This is a genomic window from uncultured Dokdonia sp. (assembly GCF_947492535.1).
Lineage (GTDB): Bacteria > Bacteroidota > Bacteroidia > Flavobacteriales > Flavobacteriaceae > Dokdonia.
The window spans coordinates 107774-126363 of sequence record NZ_CANLNH010000013.1; the positions used below are offsets into that span (position 1 = coordinate 107774).

An 18590-nucleotide genomic window follows, 5' to 3' on the forward strand; every position below is an offset into this window, starting at 1 on the left:
TCTATATCTTAACATTAAAATATAGCAGTTCATAGGTTGGAAAGGACTATGATTGTTTATTTTTGCAAGGCTATAGTAAAGAATGAAACATCTTATTTTATTTTTATTTTCTCTCTTTTCGCTTTGTATGTTTTCTCAGAACATACAAGTGGATAGTCAGAGTTTTTCTCCTCAAGAATTAATAGAAGATATTCTTATTGATAGTGATTGTATAGATACAGTTTTGGTCACCAATGTGGTAGGCGGTAATTTTGGAGGAAATGAGCAGAGTTATGGATATTTTGATGCGACGAATACCACATTTCCCTTTGCAGAAGGGATTGTACTTAGTACAGGAAGATTACAAAACACACAGGGTCCTAATACTAGTTTAAGTGATGATGATGCGCCAGGATGGATAGGTGATGCAGATCTAGAAGCAGTACTTAATGAATCTAATACAACCAATGCTACGATACTAGAGTTTCAATTTAGCTCATCGGCATCAGAAATAAGCTTTAGATATATTTTTGCTTCAGAAGAATATCAAGAAGGGAATCCTAATACCTGTCGGTTTTCGGATTTGTTTGGTTTTTTAATTCGCCCTTTAGGAGAACAACAATATGAGAATATTGCATTAGTGCCCGATACCGAGACACCTGTAAAAGTGACAACGGTACATCCAGAGATTCCTAATGGATGCGAAGCCGTAAACGAATTCTTCTTTGAAAGTTTTAATGGCCCTAATGTGCCTATTAACTTTAATGGACAAACGAAAGTCATTGAAGCAACAGCACAACTTATTCCTAATACGATCTATGAAGTAAAACTTGTGATTGCTGATGAACAAAATTTCAGATTTGATTCTGCCGTGTTTTTAGAAGCTGGTAGTTTCGAATTGGCTACAGATTTAGGACCCAATCGATTATTAAGTACAGGAAATGCTTTATGTGAAAATGATGCTTTGACGTTAGACGCTACAGAAATAGATGCAACTGGGTACACTTGGTTTAGAGATGGTGTATTATTACCGGCAGAAACCTCTGAAATGTTAATGGTAGATGGGCCTGGAGTTTATGAAGTAACTGTTGCATTACAAAATGGTTGTGAATCTTTTGGAGAGGTTATTATTGAATTTGGCGACACGCCGACTGTTGTAGATACGTCTATAGAAGTTTGTGACATCGATCAAGATGGAAGTGTTACCTATAATTTATTTGCGACCACAAATGCAGTTACCAATAATGATAGTGCTCTTTTTATTTCAGATTTCTTTTTAAATACGTCAGATGCCATGTTAGATACAAATCCAATAGCGATGCCCGAAGCGTATGAAGTTATAAGCCCTAGTCAAGTTGTATATGCTAGAGTAGAAAACCAATCAGGATGTTTTGCTATTGCAGAAGTTATCATTACAGTAACGACAACGGTGACTCCTTTACAAATCGATCCTTTTGCTTTGTGCGATGATGAGATCATTGATGGGTTTACTAGTTTTTCTTTATCAGAGATTACAGCTACGTTTAATGATCAGTTACCTGTAGATGCTGTTGTACAATATTATATATCGCAAAATGATGCTTCATTAGATCAAAACCGATTAGGATCATCATTTATAAATACCATTGTAAACACACAAGAGATCTTTGTGAGGGTTTTTAGTGAAACTGATTGTATTGCTATTGGAACGGTTTCTCTTGAAGTATTAGATACACCAGAACTAGCTGAAGATATATCCCTTCAGTATTGTTTAAATAACTTTCCAAACACGATCAATATAGATAGTGGAGTACAAGGAAATACAAATGGACTTACGTATAGTTGGACATTTAATGGGAGTACTTTGAATGCTATGACACCAGTTATTGCGATTAATGAACCGGGGATTTATATAGTAACCGTAACAAATGCGACGAACTGTAGTGCGACTCGGAGTATTTCTGTACAGCCTTCAAACATAGCTACGATAGAAAGTATCATGGTAGATGGTAGTACCATTACAGTGACGGTTTCTGGGGAAGGAGATTATGACTATGCTTTAGATAACATTTTAGGGCCATTTGTTGAGTCTCCCATATTTACCAATGTATCCTCAGGTTTTCATACCGTATATGTAAGAGATAGAAATGGGTGTGGTATCGTATCAGGAGAAGTTGCTGTCATTGGTTTTCCAAACTTTTTCACACCTAATGGTGATGGCATACACGATACTTGGAAAGTAGATGGAGCCACCAATACATTAAATCCAACAGAACAGTTTGTGATTTTTGATCGTTATGGTAAAATCTTATTCTCAAGACGTCGTATGGGTAATGGTTGGGATGGAACCTATCAAGGTGAAATTATGCCTTCTAATGATTATTGGTACCTTATTACCTTCACAGATGGCCGTACCTTCAGAGGACATTTTTCTTTGATTAAACGAGGAGGATAAGGTAAAGCGTATTTTTTTATTGGTATTTAGTTATACATCTTTAGCAAGGCATATGCTATCCGGGATATTCTTAAGTATACCGTATTTCTCTATAGGATAATACTTGTTTCTTTGATAGAGTTTACAAGCTTCGGGCTGTTTTGAGCCCATAAATAAGATGCATCTAGAATATCCTAATTCTTTAGACCAGTTTTCTAATTCAGATAAAATCTTCTCTCCAATTCTTTGACCTCTTGTTTCTGGTGACACATACATTCTTTTAATCTCCATAGTATTAACATCATATGTAGCAATTGCTCCGCAACCAACAGCGCTATCGTTTTTCAATACTAAAACTACATGATTTAAATTAGAGATGTCATTGAATTGCGCTAGAGGATGTGTCTTACCATCTCTTTCTGCAAGATCTGCATTTAGTAAGTGAACCAGCCTTTTAAATTCTGAATTATGAGCATTTGTTCGTAGTATTTTCATAATACTTTAGACTGAATTAGATGAAGTCAATATTACTTCCGCAATTCTGTGAGAATTCCTTTTATTATTGTTCCATTAGCGATTATAAAAACCAGTGGGACTAAGTAAAATAGTACGATTGCAATAGGACTAATATCGTCTCCAAATTTAAATCCGAAAAGATATATTAATACTACAATTCCAGGGATTATAGTTTCGACAGATATTAATAATGATAATATTTGAATTAATTTTTTTGTTTTATTAATTCGTTTACTTTTATAATTTGGTACAATTATAATTCCAAAGAGCATGAAAATCAGTCCTAATATCTCTGTTAATTGAATATTCAATTTATGTCCAGAAGCTCCCCACAATAAAAAATAAAATAGAATTGAAAAAATCAAAATCAGTACATATGTAGGCATGCTGTATTTCTCAAGAATGTCAGTTTTCAAATTTAATTACAGTTTTATTTTTATTATTTACAATACACGTATATCAATAACAAATCTCTAATACAAGAATGCCTTCAAATATAGCGATATAATTGATAATCATTTAATTATGTTGTATTTAGTAGTAATATACGTCTATAAAAAAATGATAGATCTATAATACAATTTAGATAATTGCAAAGTGTTATCATTACAATGTTGAAGTAAAAAAAACAGTAAAAAATTATATAAACTTTTAAACCTGAAACATATAAACCTGCCTATATGCTACATGTGTTGATCATTCATAAATTTTCAAACGTGGGTAAACAACGTTGAATAATACCTAATTTTATTTCTCCCCAGGATGATATGTTTTCTTAGCTCTTTTTAAAACATCTTCTTTGTAATACGCCACTTCTTTAAACTTTCCATTTACGTAATCTTCTATTTGATCATCAAAATGCGGAGAGTCTGGATCACCACTTTGTCCACCTGCGAGGCTTGTTTTTGCTTTTACTTTATCGCCAAATTCAATCACAGCCACAAAGCTATTACCACGAGTACCGTATATTTTTTTAGTACCATTATTATAACGTTCCCCATAAGCTGCGAGTGCTCCCCAACGGCCAGATGCGAGACCAACAGGCGTACTTGGAAGGTCATCATTAAAAGGCTGGCGTATATCACCATTGATACGTTGAAAACGATGCACGTCTCCCCAAGGAATTAAAGCCGTTCCAAAATCGGTTTCTAATTGGTTAATGACCGTTTTAAAAATCTCCATACGTTCTTCCAAAGGCGACTCATTTCCAAAGTAGGAGAGGAGGTGCATAGCAGATAATCGTTGTTCAGGACGTTGTCCATTTTTAAAATAGGCTGTTCCATAATAATGCGCTAAAGTCATTGCCATAGAGGTTGTAGAGGTTCTATAATCCCAATTTCTGAGTTGTTCTATATAAGCACCTATTTCTTTCGTACGATCTACTTTGTCATACGCTTCTACAAGCCCAGGAATTAATGCTTCAAAAGCTGGTAAATACGAATCATAACCCAATTCGATAAGACTTTCCAAGGTATAGTCTTTCCCTTCTTTTAAAAGCTCAATCGCATGTACCCCTCTAAAATTCTCTCTATCTATAGACATATAGTAGGGGTAGTCTTCTTTTTTAGGACTGTATTCCAAGGCAGCCGTAAAAGGCGTTGAATTACAATTCTGTAACCACCCATTTTCAGGATTTAACAACATGATCGTTTCATCTACAGTATGTAAGCCTTGCCAATCTGTTTTTGGATTACTACCATCTACAGGTTGTGTATAATCAAAAGAAGTATCTCGTTTAGGAATATAATTTCCATGGAAGTACGCAATATTCCCTTCGGCATCAGCATATACGGTGTTGTTTGAAGAGTTGGTGCGAATGTCCATCATTTCTCTAAACCCTTTATAGCCATCTTGTTTAGATCTAATATAAGATTGCTCTAGAGCATTTACTGGATCCCACATCAGCGCAGAAGCAACCCAATTCCCATCCTTTAGATGTGTAATAGGACCATGATGTGTACGATAAGCAGGAAGTATCTTTTCTTTCATTTCTTCTCCATCTTTATAACGTATCGTCATATCATATTGCACTACAGGTCGATATTCATCTCCATATTTATAAACCAATTTCCCATTAGCGTCTTTTTCTATAGTTTCTACAAATTCATCTATGACATCCGTATAGGTAGAGGTGTGCATCCAGCCTGTTTTTTCGTTAAATCCTTGGTAAACAAAAAATTGCCCCCAAGTAACGGCGCCATAGGCATTCAGTCCTTCTTCACTTACCACATGAACCTCGCCTCTAAAATAAAAGGACGTATGTGGATTAATAAGTAATAACGGGTTTCCAGATTTGGTGAGCTTTCCTGAAATCGCAATACCATTAGATCCTTGTGGTTCTTGCATTTCTAGTTCGTGTTGCATGGCAATAGCTGTTGCTTCAGGGATCTCTATACCAGCCTCATACATTGCTTTTATTTTACGCGTAGACACACGTTCAATATCACCTCCTATAGATCCTTCACTAAAATACATAGGCATCCAAGGCTCAAAATGTGTAAGTAAACGTGGCGTCACTTCTGGATGCGTCTCTAAATAGTAATTAATCCCATCTGCAAAGGCAATACATAATTCTTTAAGCCATTCAGGACTACGCTCATAGTTTGCAATCGCTTCTTCTTGGGTCATATACAATTTTGCGCGCGCATCACTATAGATCGCTTCTTCCCCTTCAACTTCTGCCAGACGTCCTGTTGCCCAAATGTAATTTTGTTCCACACGATTAAAATCATCTTCACTTTGCGCATAGAGTAGTCCAAAAACAGCATCGGCATCTGTTTTTCCATAGATGTGAGGGACTCCAAAATCGTCTCTAATGATCGTTGTGTTTTTAACGTGGGTATCCCATCGTTGTTGTTCTGCTGTTTTTGTAGGTTCTGTTTTACAAGAAATGATAAGCAAAAATGCAGTGTAGAGAAAGAGTGAATAGAGTCTCATGGTGGTGTGTTGTTAATATGATGGTGGTGGTATACGCTTTAACGCTTCGCTTTCCCTCTGGTCATGAACCTCACAAGTTCGCTTTCGCGAAAGCGTATAAAACATTACTTTAATAATTGATGTACGCCTTTTTCTAATGAATATAGCGTTGTAATTTCTTCTTGAGATAAGTGCTTATTATAGATAGAAAGTTCATCCATAAGACCTATATATCCTAGACCTAAGTAAATATTAGATTTTTCTAACTCCCAGGTAAATGGGTCTTTGATGTCTTTTCGAATGCCTTTAAGTTCGCCATTCATATAAAGAGCAGCTTTTCCTTGTGCTGTATTTAAGCCTGTATAATTAATAAGGATGTGCGTCCAAGTTCCTTTAGCAAACGGCGGATTAGAAACGCCTTTCAATTGTTCTATAAAAATTGGATTTTCATTATCAGGACCTTTTGGTTCTGGGTTCCAACTATCTCGATCTCCTATGACACCTAAGCGGAAGTCTCTAGGGTTTTCTTTTGTGAAATCCACCCAAATCGCAGCGTCATTATAACTGACATCTGTAATCTGAATAGGGTCACAATAGCCAGGATCAAGATCTGTCGCAGGATCAAGGCTTAGCCAAAACGAAATAGCACCTTCCCAATTTTCTGTGTTATATGCAATATTATTTTTACTCGGGTAGTAGATATATCCGCGGCTATCTTCAGCGTATAAGAGGGCATCTCCAAAATGTCCTTCTCCTTTAGAAATGCTAACTCCTTGTTTATGCAGTCCTACTTGTGCAGAGTCTCTTGCTTTTCGATTAGGGACAGAATATAATTGCGCATCTCCCAATGCAAAATCGGCATTGACTCCATTATCAAAAGATGCATAGAGTGTTAATGCATTTTTTAAGGATGCATTATTAGGATTTACTTTTTTAGTGACTGTTGTTTCAGTTTCTTTTTTTGTCGTTTCATTTTTACATGAAATACTTGAGAGTACTAAAATTCCACATAAAAGTAAGGTAGAAGAGGTCTTAAAAGGGTTAAAAATCATAGCAGTTGTTTTAGAGGTGTCATTTTTGATTTAAATGTACAAAAACAAATGCTATAAATTAGAGTATTTCTTTAATCTACTAGCGGTTCTAGATTGATATAGCTATAATTTACAATTCCAATATGTTTATACTTATCATCACCGTCTTTTAGTGTTCCCCATCCAAAATTACGTTCTATGACATCATCTTTATATTGATCCATTAAGTCTTGAGAGAGTAGTAGGTATTCGTCTTGTGAAATATCATTTTTGAGTAAGCGATGTGCAATAATAACATCCTCTCCTAAGAGTTTTATGTTTTTTCCAATTTGAACAGTTCCAATTTCATTTCCATAGTGTAAAACAATCTTCAGACCTAAAATAGCTGGTATTTTGTTTACTTGATCGTGATCTTTATATGCTATTTTTAAACGTTTTAATTCTTTATAAAATGCGACGTAAAATTCTCTACATTGATGTATTAAATCTTTAAAAGAAGGAAGCTTTCCCGTTTTATAAAAGAAAATAGCATCTCCTTCTATTTCAGAAACTCTTAAATCGATCGTATTAGCATAAATGATTTTGTTTAATAACGATGGAATCACTGCAGAACTTAAATCAAAGTCTGTATCACTCATAAATTTGGTAAATCCACTTATATCAGGAATACATAATAATGTGGGAGAAGCTTGAATTGGGCTGTCTTTATTCATCGTATTTTATTCTATCGTTGTACCATCTGTAGTGAATGAAAAGGCATGTTGTCCAATCATTCCAATCATTACGGCCTGAAATACAGGAGTTACTTTATTTTTTGCTCCCCAGTCTATTAAAAAGTTCGCTCCACTACCACCTTCTTCGTCTTCTTCATCAATTACATAATCTATAGTTTCTAAGGGTTTTAAGAAAATAGGAGATTTGATGTAGTTTCTCACTAAGGTTCCTTCAGTATTATAATATGCTATTGTATTGATAAATAATGAATCTTTTTTGCTTGTATTACGAATACTTAAGGTAGCTGTAAGTAATATTTTAGTATTTCTGTTTTTACTATAAATGTCTGAATAGATAGGTACATATACTTCAGCATTAAAAGGATATGTTACTAATGTATCTTTAGCTTTTACTAAGTTTTCTTGTTGGATTTCTTTTTCAGTTATTGTATTGGGATTTTTATCTACGCAGGAGTAGAAAGTGCCTAATAAGATAAAGATCAATATGAATATTTTGTATTTCATAGTGAGAGTTATATTGTTATGAGTAAAGATACTTGTTAATTTGTAAATTGGTCACGCTTATTGAACGAATTTTAATGCTTAAAACCATCATTGTTTTATAAAAACGAAAAGAGTCAGTTCTCACTGACTCTTTTTCACTGCAAAATACTAACCATTATTTTGCAGTATTTAAATTTTTATTATGTCATGGTGTAGTTTATTTAGTATATATTTTAGTCATATCACCAATATTGAATTGTTACTACTATAGATTTTACTGATTATACTTAATTCAATTCAGCTTCTGCATGACGTTTTGCTTTGTTGAGTGTGAGTTTATTGTCAAACTGGAGTGTTCGTATAGGGAATGGGATGTCTATGTTCGCTTTCGCGAAAGCTTTCTTAATCTCAATAATAGCTTTACTTTTTGCTTTTAACTTTGGAATTCCTGAAGTTCCGTCAATCCAAAAACGGACTATAAAATGAACTGCACTTTCACCAAAATTAGTATAATAAAACTCAACTTCAGTATCTAATAATTCTTGGTTAAAATGAGTGTTTATAACATTGGTGGTAAGTGATTCTACTTTTTCTAAATCACAATCATACCCGACACTACAATTAATTGTAATACGCATTTTTGATGTTAAAGAGTAATTTTTTAAAGGATTCTCCAAAATCAATTTGTTGGGAAGTACGACAATGTTATTATCTGCCTCTTTCATTACAAAGTAATTAGTATTAATATCCATGACTTCACCAGTGTATCCATTGGTCTCAATCCAATTACCAATTTTTATATTTTTTCTAAAAGATAAAATGATTCCTGAAAGCGTGTTAGATAATGTTCCTTGAAGAGCTAAACCTATGATCAATCCAGAAATACCAGCCGCCGATAATATTGTTTTTAAGGTGCCACTTAAATTTAGGAGATTCAATATAATGAGAAGTCCAAAAGAAATCACAATTATCGAAGAAAATCTAGCGATTAATCTTGTAATAGAGGTTTTGTGTATTTTCTTGTAAATAAGTTTTAATACAATATTATAGATGAATCTTGACATAAAATAAGTAGCTATCATTACTACTATCGCTAAAATAATATTTGGTAAACTTGTTATGAGTATTTCTCCCCAATTACTTATTCTATCTGTTATTTGTTTTATTCCTTCTTCCATGATATATTTTCTATATAATTAAAATACTGGGTTTTTAAAAAATGTCAAGTGGTTTAACAAGGTTTAACTGACATTAAGGTATATTAACATAATAAATTCTTAATCGTCTTAAGGATTTATAAAAAATTACGACCATTTATCTTATAAATAGAAATTACCACTATTTTGGTTGCCTAAATCTGATACCCCTATGATTGCCCCAAGCATTCCTTATAATGAGCGTAAACGCCAAAAAGCTGTTGAGAGTTACGGCTTGTTAGATACTGAAGAAGAAGAGAAATACGATAATATCACAAGTATTATTTCACAAATTTGTGATGCTCCTATAGCATTAATTACTCTATTAGATAAAGAACGAAATTTTCTAAAATCACATTTAGGAGTTCCTTTTAATGAATCGCCTCGTGATATTTCTTTTTGTGGTCATACGATTAATGAAGATAATCCTATGATGATCGTAGAAGATGCAAGAAAAGATGATCGTTTTCATGATAATCCATTAGTAAAGGACTATAACGCTATTTTTTATGCAGGCGTTTCTCTAGTAAATAAAGACGGATATAAATTAGGTACTCTTTGTGTATACGACCATAAGCCTAGAACACTAAACACAGAACAAAAGAACGTCCTGCAAAGTTTAGCAAAGCAAGTCGTGATGCTTTTTGAACAGCGTATTCAAAATGATGAATTACGATTATTGAGAGATAGTCTTGAGCGCAAGAATAAAAACTTAGAAAAGTTTGCAGCCGTAGTATCTCATGACTTAAAGTCGCCTGTAAATAACATTATCAGTTTGACTGATTTACTAAAAAAAGAAAATCAAGAGCTTTCTGAAGACTCTTTAATGTATATTGAGTATTTACAACAATCTTCAGCATCCTTACGCAATTATATAGATGGTGTTTTAAGTTTTTATAAAAGTGATGAGCTATTTGGATTAGACAAGAAAACTGTAAAAATTCAACAATTAATAGAAGATTGTAAACATATAGTAGATGCCAATAACCAAGTAAATATTCATTTACATTCTACAATAGATACTATTTTTATAAATGAGTCAGCGATAAAACAAGTGCTTATTAATTTATTGACCAATGCGATAAAGTATAATGAGAAGGATATGGTTAATATAGAAGTAGGATGTTTTGAAGATGAAGATTTTTATCATTGGTCTGTAGCTGATAATGGAATTGGAATTTCAAAGAATGATCTTGCCAAAATCTTTGATCTTTTTGAGAGATTGGGTGTGGTAGACCGATTTGGAAATCAAGGAAATGGTATTGGTTTAGCTACTGCTAAAAAGATTGTTACTACACTAGGAGGCGAAATTAAAGTTGTATCTACACTTGGTAAAGGCACTACATTTACATTTACTGTAGAAAAAGATTAAGTAACCTGTTGTCCATTTTGAGTAATTTCATCGATTTTTTCCCTAACCCTAAAGGGAATATCGACTAAATTTTTAGTTCTTCCTTTAGGATTGAGGTAAAAAACTGAAAATTTAAATAGAAAATTAGCGTAATGAATATCTAAATGCACAACGGGTTAAGAAGTTTCTTTCTTGCCTTTAGAAAGTAAGAGTTCGTTTTGTTTTTCTAATTGATTACTAATCTTATCAAGTAGTTCAATTTCCTTCGGGGTTTTTACCTGTTCATTTTTTGGGTCTTGTGCTTTGGTTTTTAATCGATTCATAAACTTGACTATCACAAATACAGTAAAACCAATAATTAAAAAATCAATACTGACTTCGAGTAATTTTCCATATTTAACCGCAATCTCTTCACTTACAATCGCTCCATTATCTACGACAGCTTCTTTTAATACCCATTTTTTGTTTTCTATCGTAACCCCGTCAGTCATATATGTGAGGGGAGGTAGAAATACTTCTTTTACAAGTACATCTACCACCTTATTAAAAGCAGCTCCTATGATCACACCTATGGCAATATCTATCATATTACCCTTTACTGCAAACTCTTTAAACTCTTTAAATAATTTTATCACGGTACTTGTATTGTTTACGACGATTTTAAAAATCAAAAATAAAGGAATAGATACTTATAACCACTTCTTCTTTCTAAAAAGAAGTACTAATAGTATACAGATGATCAACATAACTCCTAATAATACAAAGTATCCATACTTATATTGGAGCTCTGGGATATATTCAAAGTTCATCCCATAAATTCCTGCTAAAAAAGTTAGAGGTATAAATATCACAGAAATTAAGGTAAGTAATTGCATTACTTTATTCATTTTAAAACTTACTTCAGCAATAAATAAATCCTGTAAACTATTAAGCATATCTCTATAAGAGTCTATACTGTCAGTTATTTGAATCGTATTTTCATAAAGGTTTCTAATAAATATCTGTGTGTTGTCTTTTATAATTTGGTTTTCACTTTTTGAAAACTTACTAATCACTTCTCTTAGTGGAGCGATAGACTTTCGTAATATTACCAATTCTTTTTTAAGCTTATGTATATCGGCTTTATCTGAGTTACTTTGTTGTTCTGTAATACGATCTTCTATTTCTTCAATAGCTTCTTCAAAACGATCTAATGTGATATAATAATTATCAATAAGTGTATCTAATAACGCAAATAAAAGGTAATCAGCCCCTCTTTGACGCACCCTACTCATAGTATTACCCATTCTCTTCCGAACAGATTCAAAAAGATCAGAAGGAGTCTCTTGAAAAGTAAGCAGAACATTTTGTTTTAGAAATATTGTAACGTGCTCCTTAAAAACCTGTGTGGTACTCTTATCAAAAGATAGGGCTTTTACAATTATAAATATGCCATTCTCATGTTCTTCAAAACTAGGTCTTCGATATACATCTACAATACTTTCTTGAAGTACTGGGTGTATTTTAAACGATGAGGAGATAGAAGCGATTATATCCGTATTGTCCATCCCTCGTACATCTATCCAATCGATTAAGTCGATTTTGAAATTCTTATTGACTTGGATGTCTTTTTCATCTTTGACTATGCTTTCTTTAATTGCATCCCTTGTATACTGCAAGTGATGAATCATTGTATCTGCTATTGTCTTGTCTCCAGTATAAATAATAGCCCCAGGAGCCATACCTGTTTTAATTCTTTTAAGTTTAGTCATTTATTGTGGTTCAAAAATGTGTAGTTACTATCGTAAATATGATAAACAAGATAGGAAAAACTTATAGTTACATATTACAGAAGAATTAGAAAAATATGTTTTAGTAGTAATAAGTTTTGTATTTTATGAATGCTATGGAAAACAAAAAACGAATACTTCTTACCGGGGCAACAGGATATATAGGGAAGCGATTACTTCCTATTCTTCTAGAACAGGGATATCATGTGATATGCTGTGTGAGAGATGTGAATCGTTTTTCGCCTCCACAGTCTTTAAGCGCCTCAATAACTGTTATTAAAATAGATCTTCTAGATTCAAAATCATTAGATGTCATCCCTAAAGATATTGACGGTGCCTATTATTTAGTACACTCTATGTCCAGTAGTGATAACTATAAAAAACTAGAACTAGAATGCGCCACTAATTTTAGAACAGCCTTAGAAACAACAAACGTAAAACATCTTATCTACTTAAGTGGAATTGTAAATGAAGATAATTTATCAAAACACTTATCTTCTCGTAAAGATGTAGAAATAGAACTATCTAAGGGAAGTTACAATGTTACAACCTTGCGGGCAGGAATTATTATTGGTTCAGGAAGTGCTTCTTTTGAGATCATACGAGATATTGTAGAAAAATTACCCATTATGATTACCCCAAAATGGTTAAAAACAAGATGTCAACCCATTGGAATTACAGATGTGCTCGCGTTTTTATCAAAAACACTGTTCCATAAAGAGACTTATAATCAAAATTTTGACATTGGAGGATCCGATATATTGTCTTATAAAGACATGCTGTTAGGATTTGGTGACAAGCGTAATTTAAAACGTAGTATTTTTATTATTCCTGTGATGACCCCTCGGTTATCATCATATTGGTTATACTTTGTGACATCCACTTCCTATAAACTAGCTACAGCACTTGTAAGTAGTATGAAAGTAGAGGTGATATGTAGAGATAATAGATTGGCTGATATTTTAAACATACAACCATTATCATATAGAGAAGCATTAGATAAGGCCTTTGTTAAAATTCAAAGGAATCAAATTGCGTCTAGTTGGAAAGATGCTCTTATCAGTGGTGAAATGAATATAGAAATATCTGACTTTATTAAAGTACCTAGTTTTGGGTGTTTTATTGATAAACGCTCAAAACGCTATAATGATAGAACACATACCATAGATAAAATTTGGCGTATCGGAGGCAAGACAGGATGGTATTATGCAACGTGGTTATGGAAGGTAAGAGGCTATATCGATAAACTTTTTGGGGGCGTTGGCTTGCGTAGAGGACGAACCAATGAAGATACTCTTATTGCAGGGGATTCGGTTGATTTTTGGCGGGTATTATATTCTAATAAAGAAGAAGGGAGATTGTTGTTATTTGCCGAAATGAAATTACCAGGTGAAGCTTGGCTAGAATTTAAAATAGAAAAAGATCAATTAGTTCAAACGGCTACCTTTAGACCTCTCGGACTATCAGGACGGTTGTATTGGTTTTCTGTATTACCTTTTCACGGATTTATTTTTAAAGGGATGCTTGCGAAACTTACTGCATAAATTTTGTCCTCAACATGCATATGCGTATTTTCAAGCCATCAAATGTATTTGACTATCTAAACGCTATTATAATTTGACCCTATACTAAATGAAAACATTCCTTTATTCTCTATGTATGTTGTGTATAACGACTGTAGTCGCACAAGAAAATACACGTTGGAAAATCGCTGATTCTAACATTATTCAATGGACTATAGAAAATAGTAATTTACCTCATAGTGATAATATCGAAATGGCTGGTACTAAAGTGGCTGGTATTGTATCTTATGACGTAGATGCAGCTGGGAATTTGGAAATCGAACGCCAAGTGTTTTACCCGCAATTACATCCACATATCAAGGAATCAGATCCAGATTGGTTTGTATTTAGAGCGTATTTAAAAGAGACATACACAGATGCGGTATTACCAAAATTTTATATTAATGAGAAACAATTTTCTCCAGGCGCTTTAAAGGAGGTCACTATCAACGGAATCATCACTTTTGTGCACACGGCTAGTAAAAGTGGTGTTACGCTTTCGCGAAAGCTATACCCGTCTCCAAACCAACGTTTGTTTATAGAAGAGTTACATCTTGTTAATACGTCAAATACACCTGTAACCATAGCCTATGAAGGTATTTCGAATACACAAACAAAGCAAGGCATAGGAGGCACATTTAGATATAGTGTACAAAGCAAGGGAGATGAGAAAACGACACTCCAACCAGGAGCTTCTGTTACGTATCAGCTTCATTTTACCGCACAGCTTAACGAAGAGCCTACTGTAGTAGACGATCAAAGTCTTGAAAAACGAACACGTTTCTTAGAAGAAATGCAGCAAAACTTGATTTTAGAAACACCCAATCCCATTTTTAATCAGCTTTTTGAGTTTTCTAAAATCCGCGCTTCAGAGAGTATTTTTGATTCAAAATTAGGATTGATACATTCTCCAGGAGGTGGACGCTATTATGTAGGGATCTGGGCAAATGATCAAGCCGAGTATGTAAGTGCCTTTTTTCCATATCTAGGCTATGAAGTTGGAAATGAAAGTGCGATGAATTGCTATCGTGCGTTTGATCGTGTGAAATCACCAACCTATGAACCTATACAATATGCATTTGAAGTAGAAGAGCGTAAACCACCAGCCTTATTAGATAGAGGAGATGCTGCGATGATTGCGTATGGTGCAACACAATATGCATTGGCAAGAGGAAATCAAGCCGAAGCCGAAGAACTTTGGGATTTAATTTCTTGGTCTCTAGAATATAATGATCGCAATCTTACGAATGAAGGTGTTGTCAAATCACAATCTGATGAGATGGAAGGGCGTATAGAAACCGGAGATGCTAATTTATCTACATCATCATTGTACTATGGAGCTTTAACTAATGCTGTATATTTAGCAAAAGCACTGAATAAACCAGCCACGCTTATTGAAAAATACACAAAAGATGCTACACAACTTAAAATAGCTATCGAAAATTACTTTGGAGATACAGTAGAAGGGTTAGAAACCTATAAATACTATAAAGAGCATACGACACTTAGACATTGGATTTGTTTGCCATTAGTTGTCGATATTAATGATCGTGCAGAAGCTACTACAGAAGCATTGTTTGATCGATTATGGACAGATAATGGCGTACATGTTGAGAAGAATAATCCAGATAAAAAAGTATCAGAAATTTTCTGGGACAGAGGAACATTATATGCATTACGAGGGGTATTAAGAGCTGGAGCTACAGAACAATCTATAGAACGATTAGCACAATTTTCTAAAACACGCTTACTTGGAGAGCGTGTGCCATATGTAGTAGAAGCATTTCCGGAGGGAGGGATGGCACATCTTTCTGCCGAAAGCGGATTGTATTGCCGTGTGTTTACTGAAGGTCTATTTGGAATTACACCAACAGGTTTTGATAGCTTTACCATACAACCAAGATTACCTAAAGATTGGAATGAGATGGCATTACGCCATATCCGTTTATTTGGGAAAGATTTCGATATAGAAATACAACGTAACGGTACCAGAATGAATGTTCTCATTAAAGATGCAACGACAGGAAAACTCATTAGTAAAAAGAAAACAAAAGGGGATAAGCCTCTATCTTTTACCATGTAAATTCAATCTATAAATCACGTACTTTCACGTATGTATATCTCTTCCAGATTGTTGATATTTAGATCTCTAAAACAACAATCATGGATACTACACTCTTTACTGATGAACACGATGAGGTTTTTGATGACCTTATAGCTAAATTTACTAGTGAATTAGGACAGAAAAGCTTAACAAAAGGCTCAGGCGTTTCTGAATTTTGGGATTATTTACAACAATGTGAAGTCTATTTCACTAGTGGAAGTTATAAATCAGGAGCGTATTCTCATCATATGGAGAATATGTTTTCCCTTCATATGCTTAATCATACGGTACCAAAAAAATTAACAGCTGTATTGCGTGATTTTGGACTTCCTGAGAGCGTTATTAAAGAAACAGATATAGAGTCACATTCTATATTAGATGGATATGTAGCTGGCGATGGAACATTGTATGCAGTTGCTAAATACTGCCAATTAGATCCTATGTGGACTGTAGTTTTAGCGTATTATGTATGGTATAAATATATTCATCGACATGGGGTTCATGAATTTATACAGCAATCATCTCCTACATTTAATAGTAGCTCCCCTAATGGAGCTAGAGTAGCCATTATTGGCGATTGGGGTACAGGTGCTTATAAAGATGGACATGTTGAGGATTGCCCCGCACAATTAGTCATAGACGGTATTATGAAACTTGATCCTTTACCAGATTATATTATTCATTTAGGAGATGTGTATTATGCAGGAACCAAAAGAGAAGAACGTAAACATCTTATAGACATGTTACCTTCAACATATAAAGGGAAATTGTTTACGATGAATAGTAACCATGAAATGTATGATGGGGCAAATGGATTATTTTCAGAAACGATTAAAAATCCTAAATTCAAACCGCAAAATGGCAGTACTTATTTTTCTTTAGAAATAGGAGATTGGATTGTGGTTGGATTGGACTCTGCATACTACGACCAAAGCTTTTTATACATGGATGGAGCCATTCATAATGGCGCTGAAGGTATGGAACAAGTTAAATTTCTTCAAAAAAATGCCGCTATTAAAGGGAAACAACTCTTATTACTCACACATCATAATGGAATAGAATACAACGGATCTAGCATAAATAAAACGCTTTGGAATCAAGTAGTTAAAGAAGCTTTGTCAGGTAAGACTCCAGATGCTTGGTATTGGGGACATGTACATAACGGAATTGTATATGAAGATTCACTAGAGGTATTAAAGGGAGTTACTTCTATAAATGGAAAATCTCCTTTGTTACGTTGTTGTGGTCATGCTTCCATGCCCTATGGAAAAGGAACAGGACTCTTTAATGAAGATACAGGTAAAAATAATCCAGGAATCGCTTATTTTGGAGAAACTCCTATGAACCCTCCAAAACCAACATTACCTCAACACCTCAGAGTTCTTAATGGTTTCTCAGTGATTGATATTAAAGGGAGTGCATTTAATGAAACGTTTTATGAAGTTTCAAATGAATATAGTGCTCCAAAAGAAGTTTGGAAGTCATAAGTAGGATCTAATTTATAGTATCATCGTCTGTAATTTATAATTATTATAGACGATGATTTTTTTTACGCTCTTTTCATTTCTTATGAGAATATTTTGAAACATTCTCTGTACCTTCGTACGCGTCTTATGAAAAAGCAAACATACCTCATTGTTATTGCCTTTTTTTCTATCTATGTCTTTTGGGGATCTACCTATCTGTGGAATAAAATAGCCGTTACAGAATTGCCTCCATTTATGCTTGCTTCTATGCGTTTTTCTACAGCAGGCCTGCTCATATTTCTTATTGCAAGAGTGATGGGAATATCACTTAAGATCACTAAAAAAGAATTCCTTAATTGTGTATTTGCTGGTTTTCTTTTTTTAGGATATGGAAATGGTGTATTTGTATGGGCTCTTAAATATGTAGATAGTAGTTTTGGCGCCTTACTTGCCTCTATTCAGCCTATTGTGATTTTATTGTTAATGCGGTTATGGCATCGCAATAAAATCAAGTCAAAATCAATTATTGGTATTGTATTAGGAATTGTTGGAATGTATTTATTGGTAAGTCAGAAAGGATTAGTATTACAAGAAAGAAGCGTTTTAGGAATCATCATGATTTTTACCTGTATTATAAGTTGGAGTATAGGAAGTGTGTTTGTAGCCCAAGCAGCAATGCCCAAAAACTTTTTTATAACAACAGGATACCAAATGCTTACAGCGGGAATTACATTGGCTTTTGCAAGTCTCTTTATGGGTGAATCTTGGAGTAATCCTATAGACTGGAGCTCAAAAACACAAGGTTCATTAATCGCATTGATTCTCTTTGGAAGTATTGCCGCATTTACATCTTTTAATTATTTACTTAAAGTAGTATCTACAGAGAAAGTTTCTACATCGGCATACGTAAATCCTATTGTTGCATTACTATTGGGGTGGTACTTTCTAGATGAGGTAATTACAGTTCAAACAACTATAGCTGCAGTTATTCTTCTTGCGGGTGTTTATTTTATAAACAGCGCAAAAAAAGGAAAAAAATACACGTAAATACTAAAAAAGGTGTACCTCAT

The 18590-nt window shown here is 33.9% G+C and carries 15 protein-coding genes; 6 read left to right on the top strand and 9 right to left on the bottom strand.

Annotation, left to right across the window (positions count from 1 at the left end):
- Nucleotides 1-82 precede the first annotated feature (82 nt).
- Nucleotides 83-2413, top strand: coding sequence for a choice-of-anchor L domain-containing protein (locus Q1A60_RS16455; RefSeq protein WP_299767133.1), 2331 nt, complete (start codon nucleotides 83-85; stop codon nucleotides 2411-2413).
- Nucleotides 2414-2443: 30 nt separating this feature from the next.
- On the opposite strand, the gene Q1A60_RS16460 is transcribed toward Q1A60_RS16455, so the two are convergent.
- The 7 genes from Q1A60_RS16460 to Q1A60_RS16490 form a co-directional block, all read right to left on the bottom strand.
- On the bottom strand, nucleotides 2444-2887 hold the full coding sequence (locus Q1A60_RS16460) for a GNAT family N-acetyltransferase (RefSeq protein ID WP_299767132.1): 444 nt from the start codon (nucleotides 2885-2887) through the stop codon (nucleotides 2444-2446).
- A gap of 32 nt (nucleotides 2888-2919) precedes the next feature.
- On the bottom strand, nucleotides 2920-3324 hold the full coding sequence (locus tag Q1A60_RS16465) for a hypothetical protein (RefSeq protein WP_299767131.1): 405 nt from the start codon (nucleotides 3322-3324) through the stop codon (nucleotides 2920-2922).
- 331 nt (nucleotides 3325-3655) lie between these two features.
- A complete protein-coding gene (locus Q1A60_RS16470; protein ID WP_299767130.1) occupies nucleotides 3656-5845 on the bottom strand; it encodes an acylase in 2190 nt (729 codons plus the stop codon).
- 104 nt (nucleotides 5846-5949) lie between these two features.
- Nucleotides 5950-6876, bottom strand: a complete 927-nt coding sequence (locus Q1A60_RS16475; RefSeq protein ID WP_299767129.1) for a LamG-like jellyroll fold domain-containing protein — start codon at nucleotides 6874-6876, stop codon at nucleotides 5950-5952.
- 71 nt (nucleotides 6877-6947) lie between these two features.
- The gene (locus tag Q1A60_RS16480; RefSeq protein ID WP_299767128.1) at nucleotides 6948-7568 is read right to left on the bottom strand and encodes a DUF2652 domain-containing protein; all 621 of its coding nucleotides are present in this window, start codon (nucleotides 7566-7568) and stop codon (nucleotides 6948-6950) included.
- Between the two features lie 6 nt (nucleotides 7569-7574).
- The gene (locus Q1A60_RS16485; protein WP_299767127.1) at nucleotides 7575-8093 is read right to left on the bottom strand and encodes a DUF3124 domain-containing protein; all 519 of its coding nucleotides are present in this window, start codon (nucleotides 8091-8093) and stop codon (nucleotides 7575-7577) included.
- A 266-nt stretch (nucleotides 8094-8359) separates the two neighbouring features.
- Complete coding sequence (locus Q1A60_RS16490; protein ID WP_299767126.1) at nucleotides 8360-9250, bottom strand: mechanosensitive ion channel family protein; 891 nt, start codon at nucleotides 9248-9250, stop codon at nucleotides 8360-8362.
- Between the two features lie 190 nt (nucleotides 9251-9440).
- Here Q1A60_RS16490 and Q1A60_RS16495 point away from each other — a divergent pair, with 190 nt between their 5' ends.
- Nucleotides 9441-10640: a GAF domain-containing sensor histidine kinase gene (locus Q1A60_RS16495; RefSeq protein WP_299767125.1), complete on the top strand. Its 1200-nt coding sequence runs from the start codon at nucleotides 9441-9443 to the stop codon at nucleotides 10638-10640.
- Nucleotides 10641-10795: 155 nt separating this feature from the next.
- Here the strand turns inward: Q1A60_RS16495 and mscL are convergent, their stop codons facing one another.
- A complete protein-coding gene (gene mscL / locus Q1A60_RS16500) occupies nucleotides 10796-11251 on the bottom strand; it encodes a large conductance mechanosensitive channel protein MscL (RefSeq protein ID WP_299767230.1) in 456 nt (151 codons plus the stop codon).
- A gap of 57 nt (nucleotides 11252-11308) precedes the next feature.
- On the bottom strand, nucleotides 11309-12370 hold the full coding sequence (corA, locus tag Q1A60_RS16505; protein ID WP_299767124.1) for a magnesium/cobalt transporter CorA: 1062 nt from the start codon (nucleotides 12368-12370) through the stop codon (nucleotides 11309-11311).
- Between the two features lie 134 nt (nucleotides 12371-12504).
- On the opposite strand from corA, the gene Q1A60_RS16510 reads away from it, so the two are divergent.
- From Q1A60_RS16510 to Q1A60_RS16525, 4 genes are all read left to right on the top strand, one after another.
- Nucleotides 12505-13932: an SDR family oxidoreductase gene (locus tag Q1A60_RS16510; protein WP_299767123.1), complete on the top strand. Its 1428-nt coding sequence runs from the start codon at nucleotides 12505-12507 to the stop codon at nucleotides 13930-13932.
- Nucleotides 13933-14020: 88 nt separating this feature from the next.
- Nucleotides 14021-16033 carry a six-hairpin glycosidase-like protein gene (locus Q1A60_RS16515; RefSeq protein ID WP_299767122.1) on the top strand — a complete coding sequence of 671 codons (2013 nt, stop codon included), beginning with the start codon at nucleotides 14021-14023 and terminating at the stop codon, nucleotides 16031-16033.
- Nucleotides 16034-16113: 80 nt separating this feature from the next.
- Nucleotides 16114-17541 (top strand): metallophosphoesterase, encoded by a 1428-nt coding sequence (locus tag Q1A60_RS16520; RefSeq protein WP_299767121.1) that lies wholly within the window; start codon nucleotides 16114-16116, stop codon nucleotides 17539-17541.
- Between the two features lie 126 nt (nucleotides 17542-17667).
- The gene (locus tag Q1A60_RS16525) at nucleotides 17668-18567 is read left to right on the top strand and encodes an EamA family transporter (protein ID WP_299767120.1); all 900 of its coding nucleotides are present in this window, start codon (nucleotides 17668-17670) and stop codon (nucleotides 18565-18567) included.
- Nucleotides 18568-18590 lie beyond the last annotated feature (23 nt).

Coding starts and splice junctions, on each gene's coding strand:
- Q1A60_RS16495 (WP_299767125.1), top strand. CDS start 9,441: ATGATTGCCCCAAGCATTCCTTATAATGAGCGTAAACGCCAAAAAGCT.
- Q1A60_RS16520 (WP_299767121.1), top strand. CDS start 16,114: ATGGATACTACACTCTTTACTGATGAACACGATGAGGTTTTTGATGAC.
- Q1A60_RS16510 (WP_299767123.1), top strand. CDS start 12,505: ATGGAAAACAAAAAACGAATACTTCTTACCGGGGCAACAGGATATATA.
- Q1A60_RS16490 (WP_299767126.1), bottom strand. CDS start 9,250: ATGGAAGAAGGAATAAAACAAATAACAGATAGAATAAGTAATTGGGGA.
- Q1A60_RS16460 (WP_299767132.1), bottom strand. CDS start 2,887: ATGAAAATACTACGAACAAATGCTCATAATTCAGAATTTAAAAGGCTG.
- Q1A60_RS16525 (WP_299767120.1), top strand. CDS start 17,668: ATGAAAAAGCAAACATACCTCATTGTTATTGCCTTTTTTTCTATCTAT.
- Q1A60_RS16515 (WP_299767122.1), top strand. CDS start 14,021: ATGAAAACATTCCTTTATTCTCTATGTATGTTGTGTATAACGACTGTA.
- Q1A60_RS16480 (WP_299767128.1), bottom strand. CDS start 7,568: ATGAATAAAGACAGCCCAATTCAAGCTTCTCCCACATTATTATGTATT.
- Q1A60_RS16475 (WP_299767129.1), bottom strand. CDS start 6,876: ATGATTTTTAACCCTTTTAAGACCTCTTCTACCTTACTTTTATGTGGA.
- Q1A60_RS16485 (WP_299767127.1), bottom strand. CDS start 8,093: ATGAAATACAAAATATTCATATTGATCTTTATCTTATTAGGCACTTTC.
- corA (WP_299767124.1), bottom strand. CDS start 12,370: ATGACTAAACTTAAAAGAATTAAAACAGGTATGGCTCCTGGGGCTATT.
- Q1A60_RS16470 (WP_299767130.1), bottom strand. CDS start 5,845: ATGAGACTCTATTCACTCTTTCTCTACACTGCATTTTTGCTTATCATT.
- Q1A60_RS16455 (WP_299767133.1), top strand. CDS start 83: ATGAAACATCTTATTTTATTTTTATTTTCTCTCTTTTCGCTTTGTATG.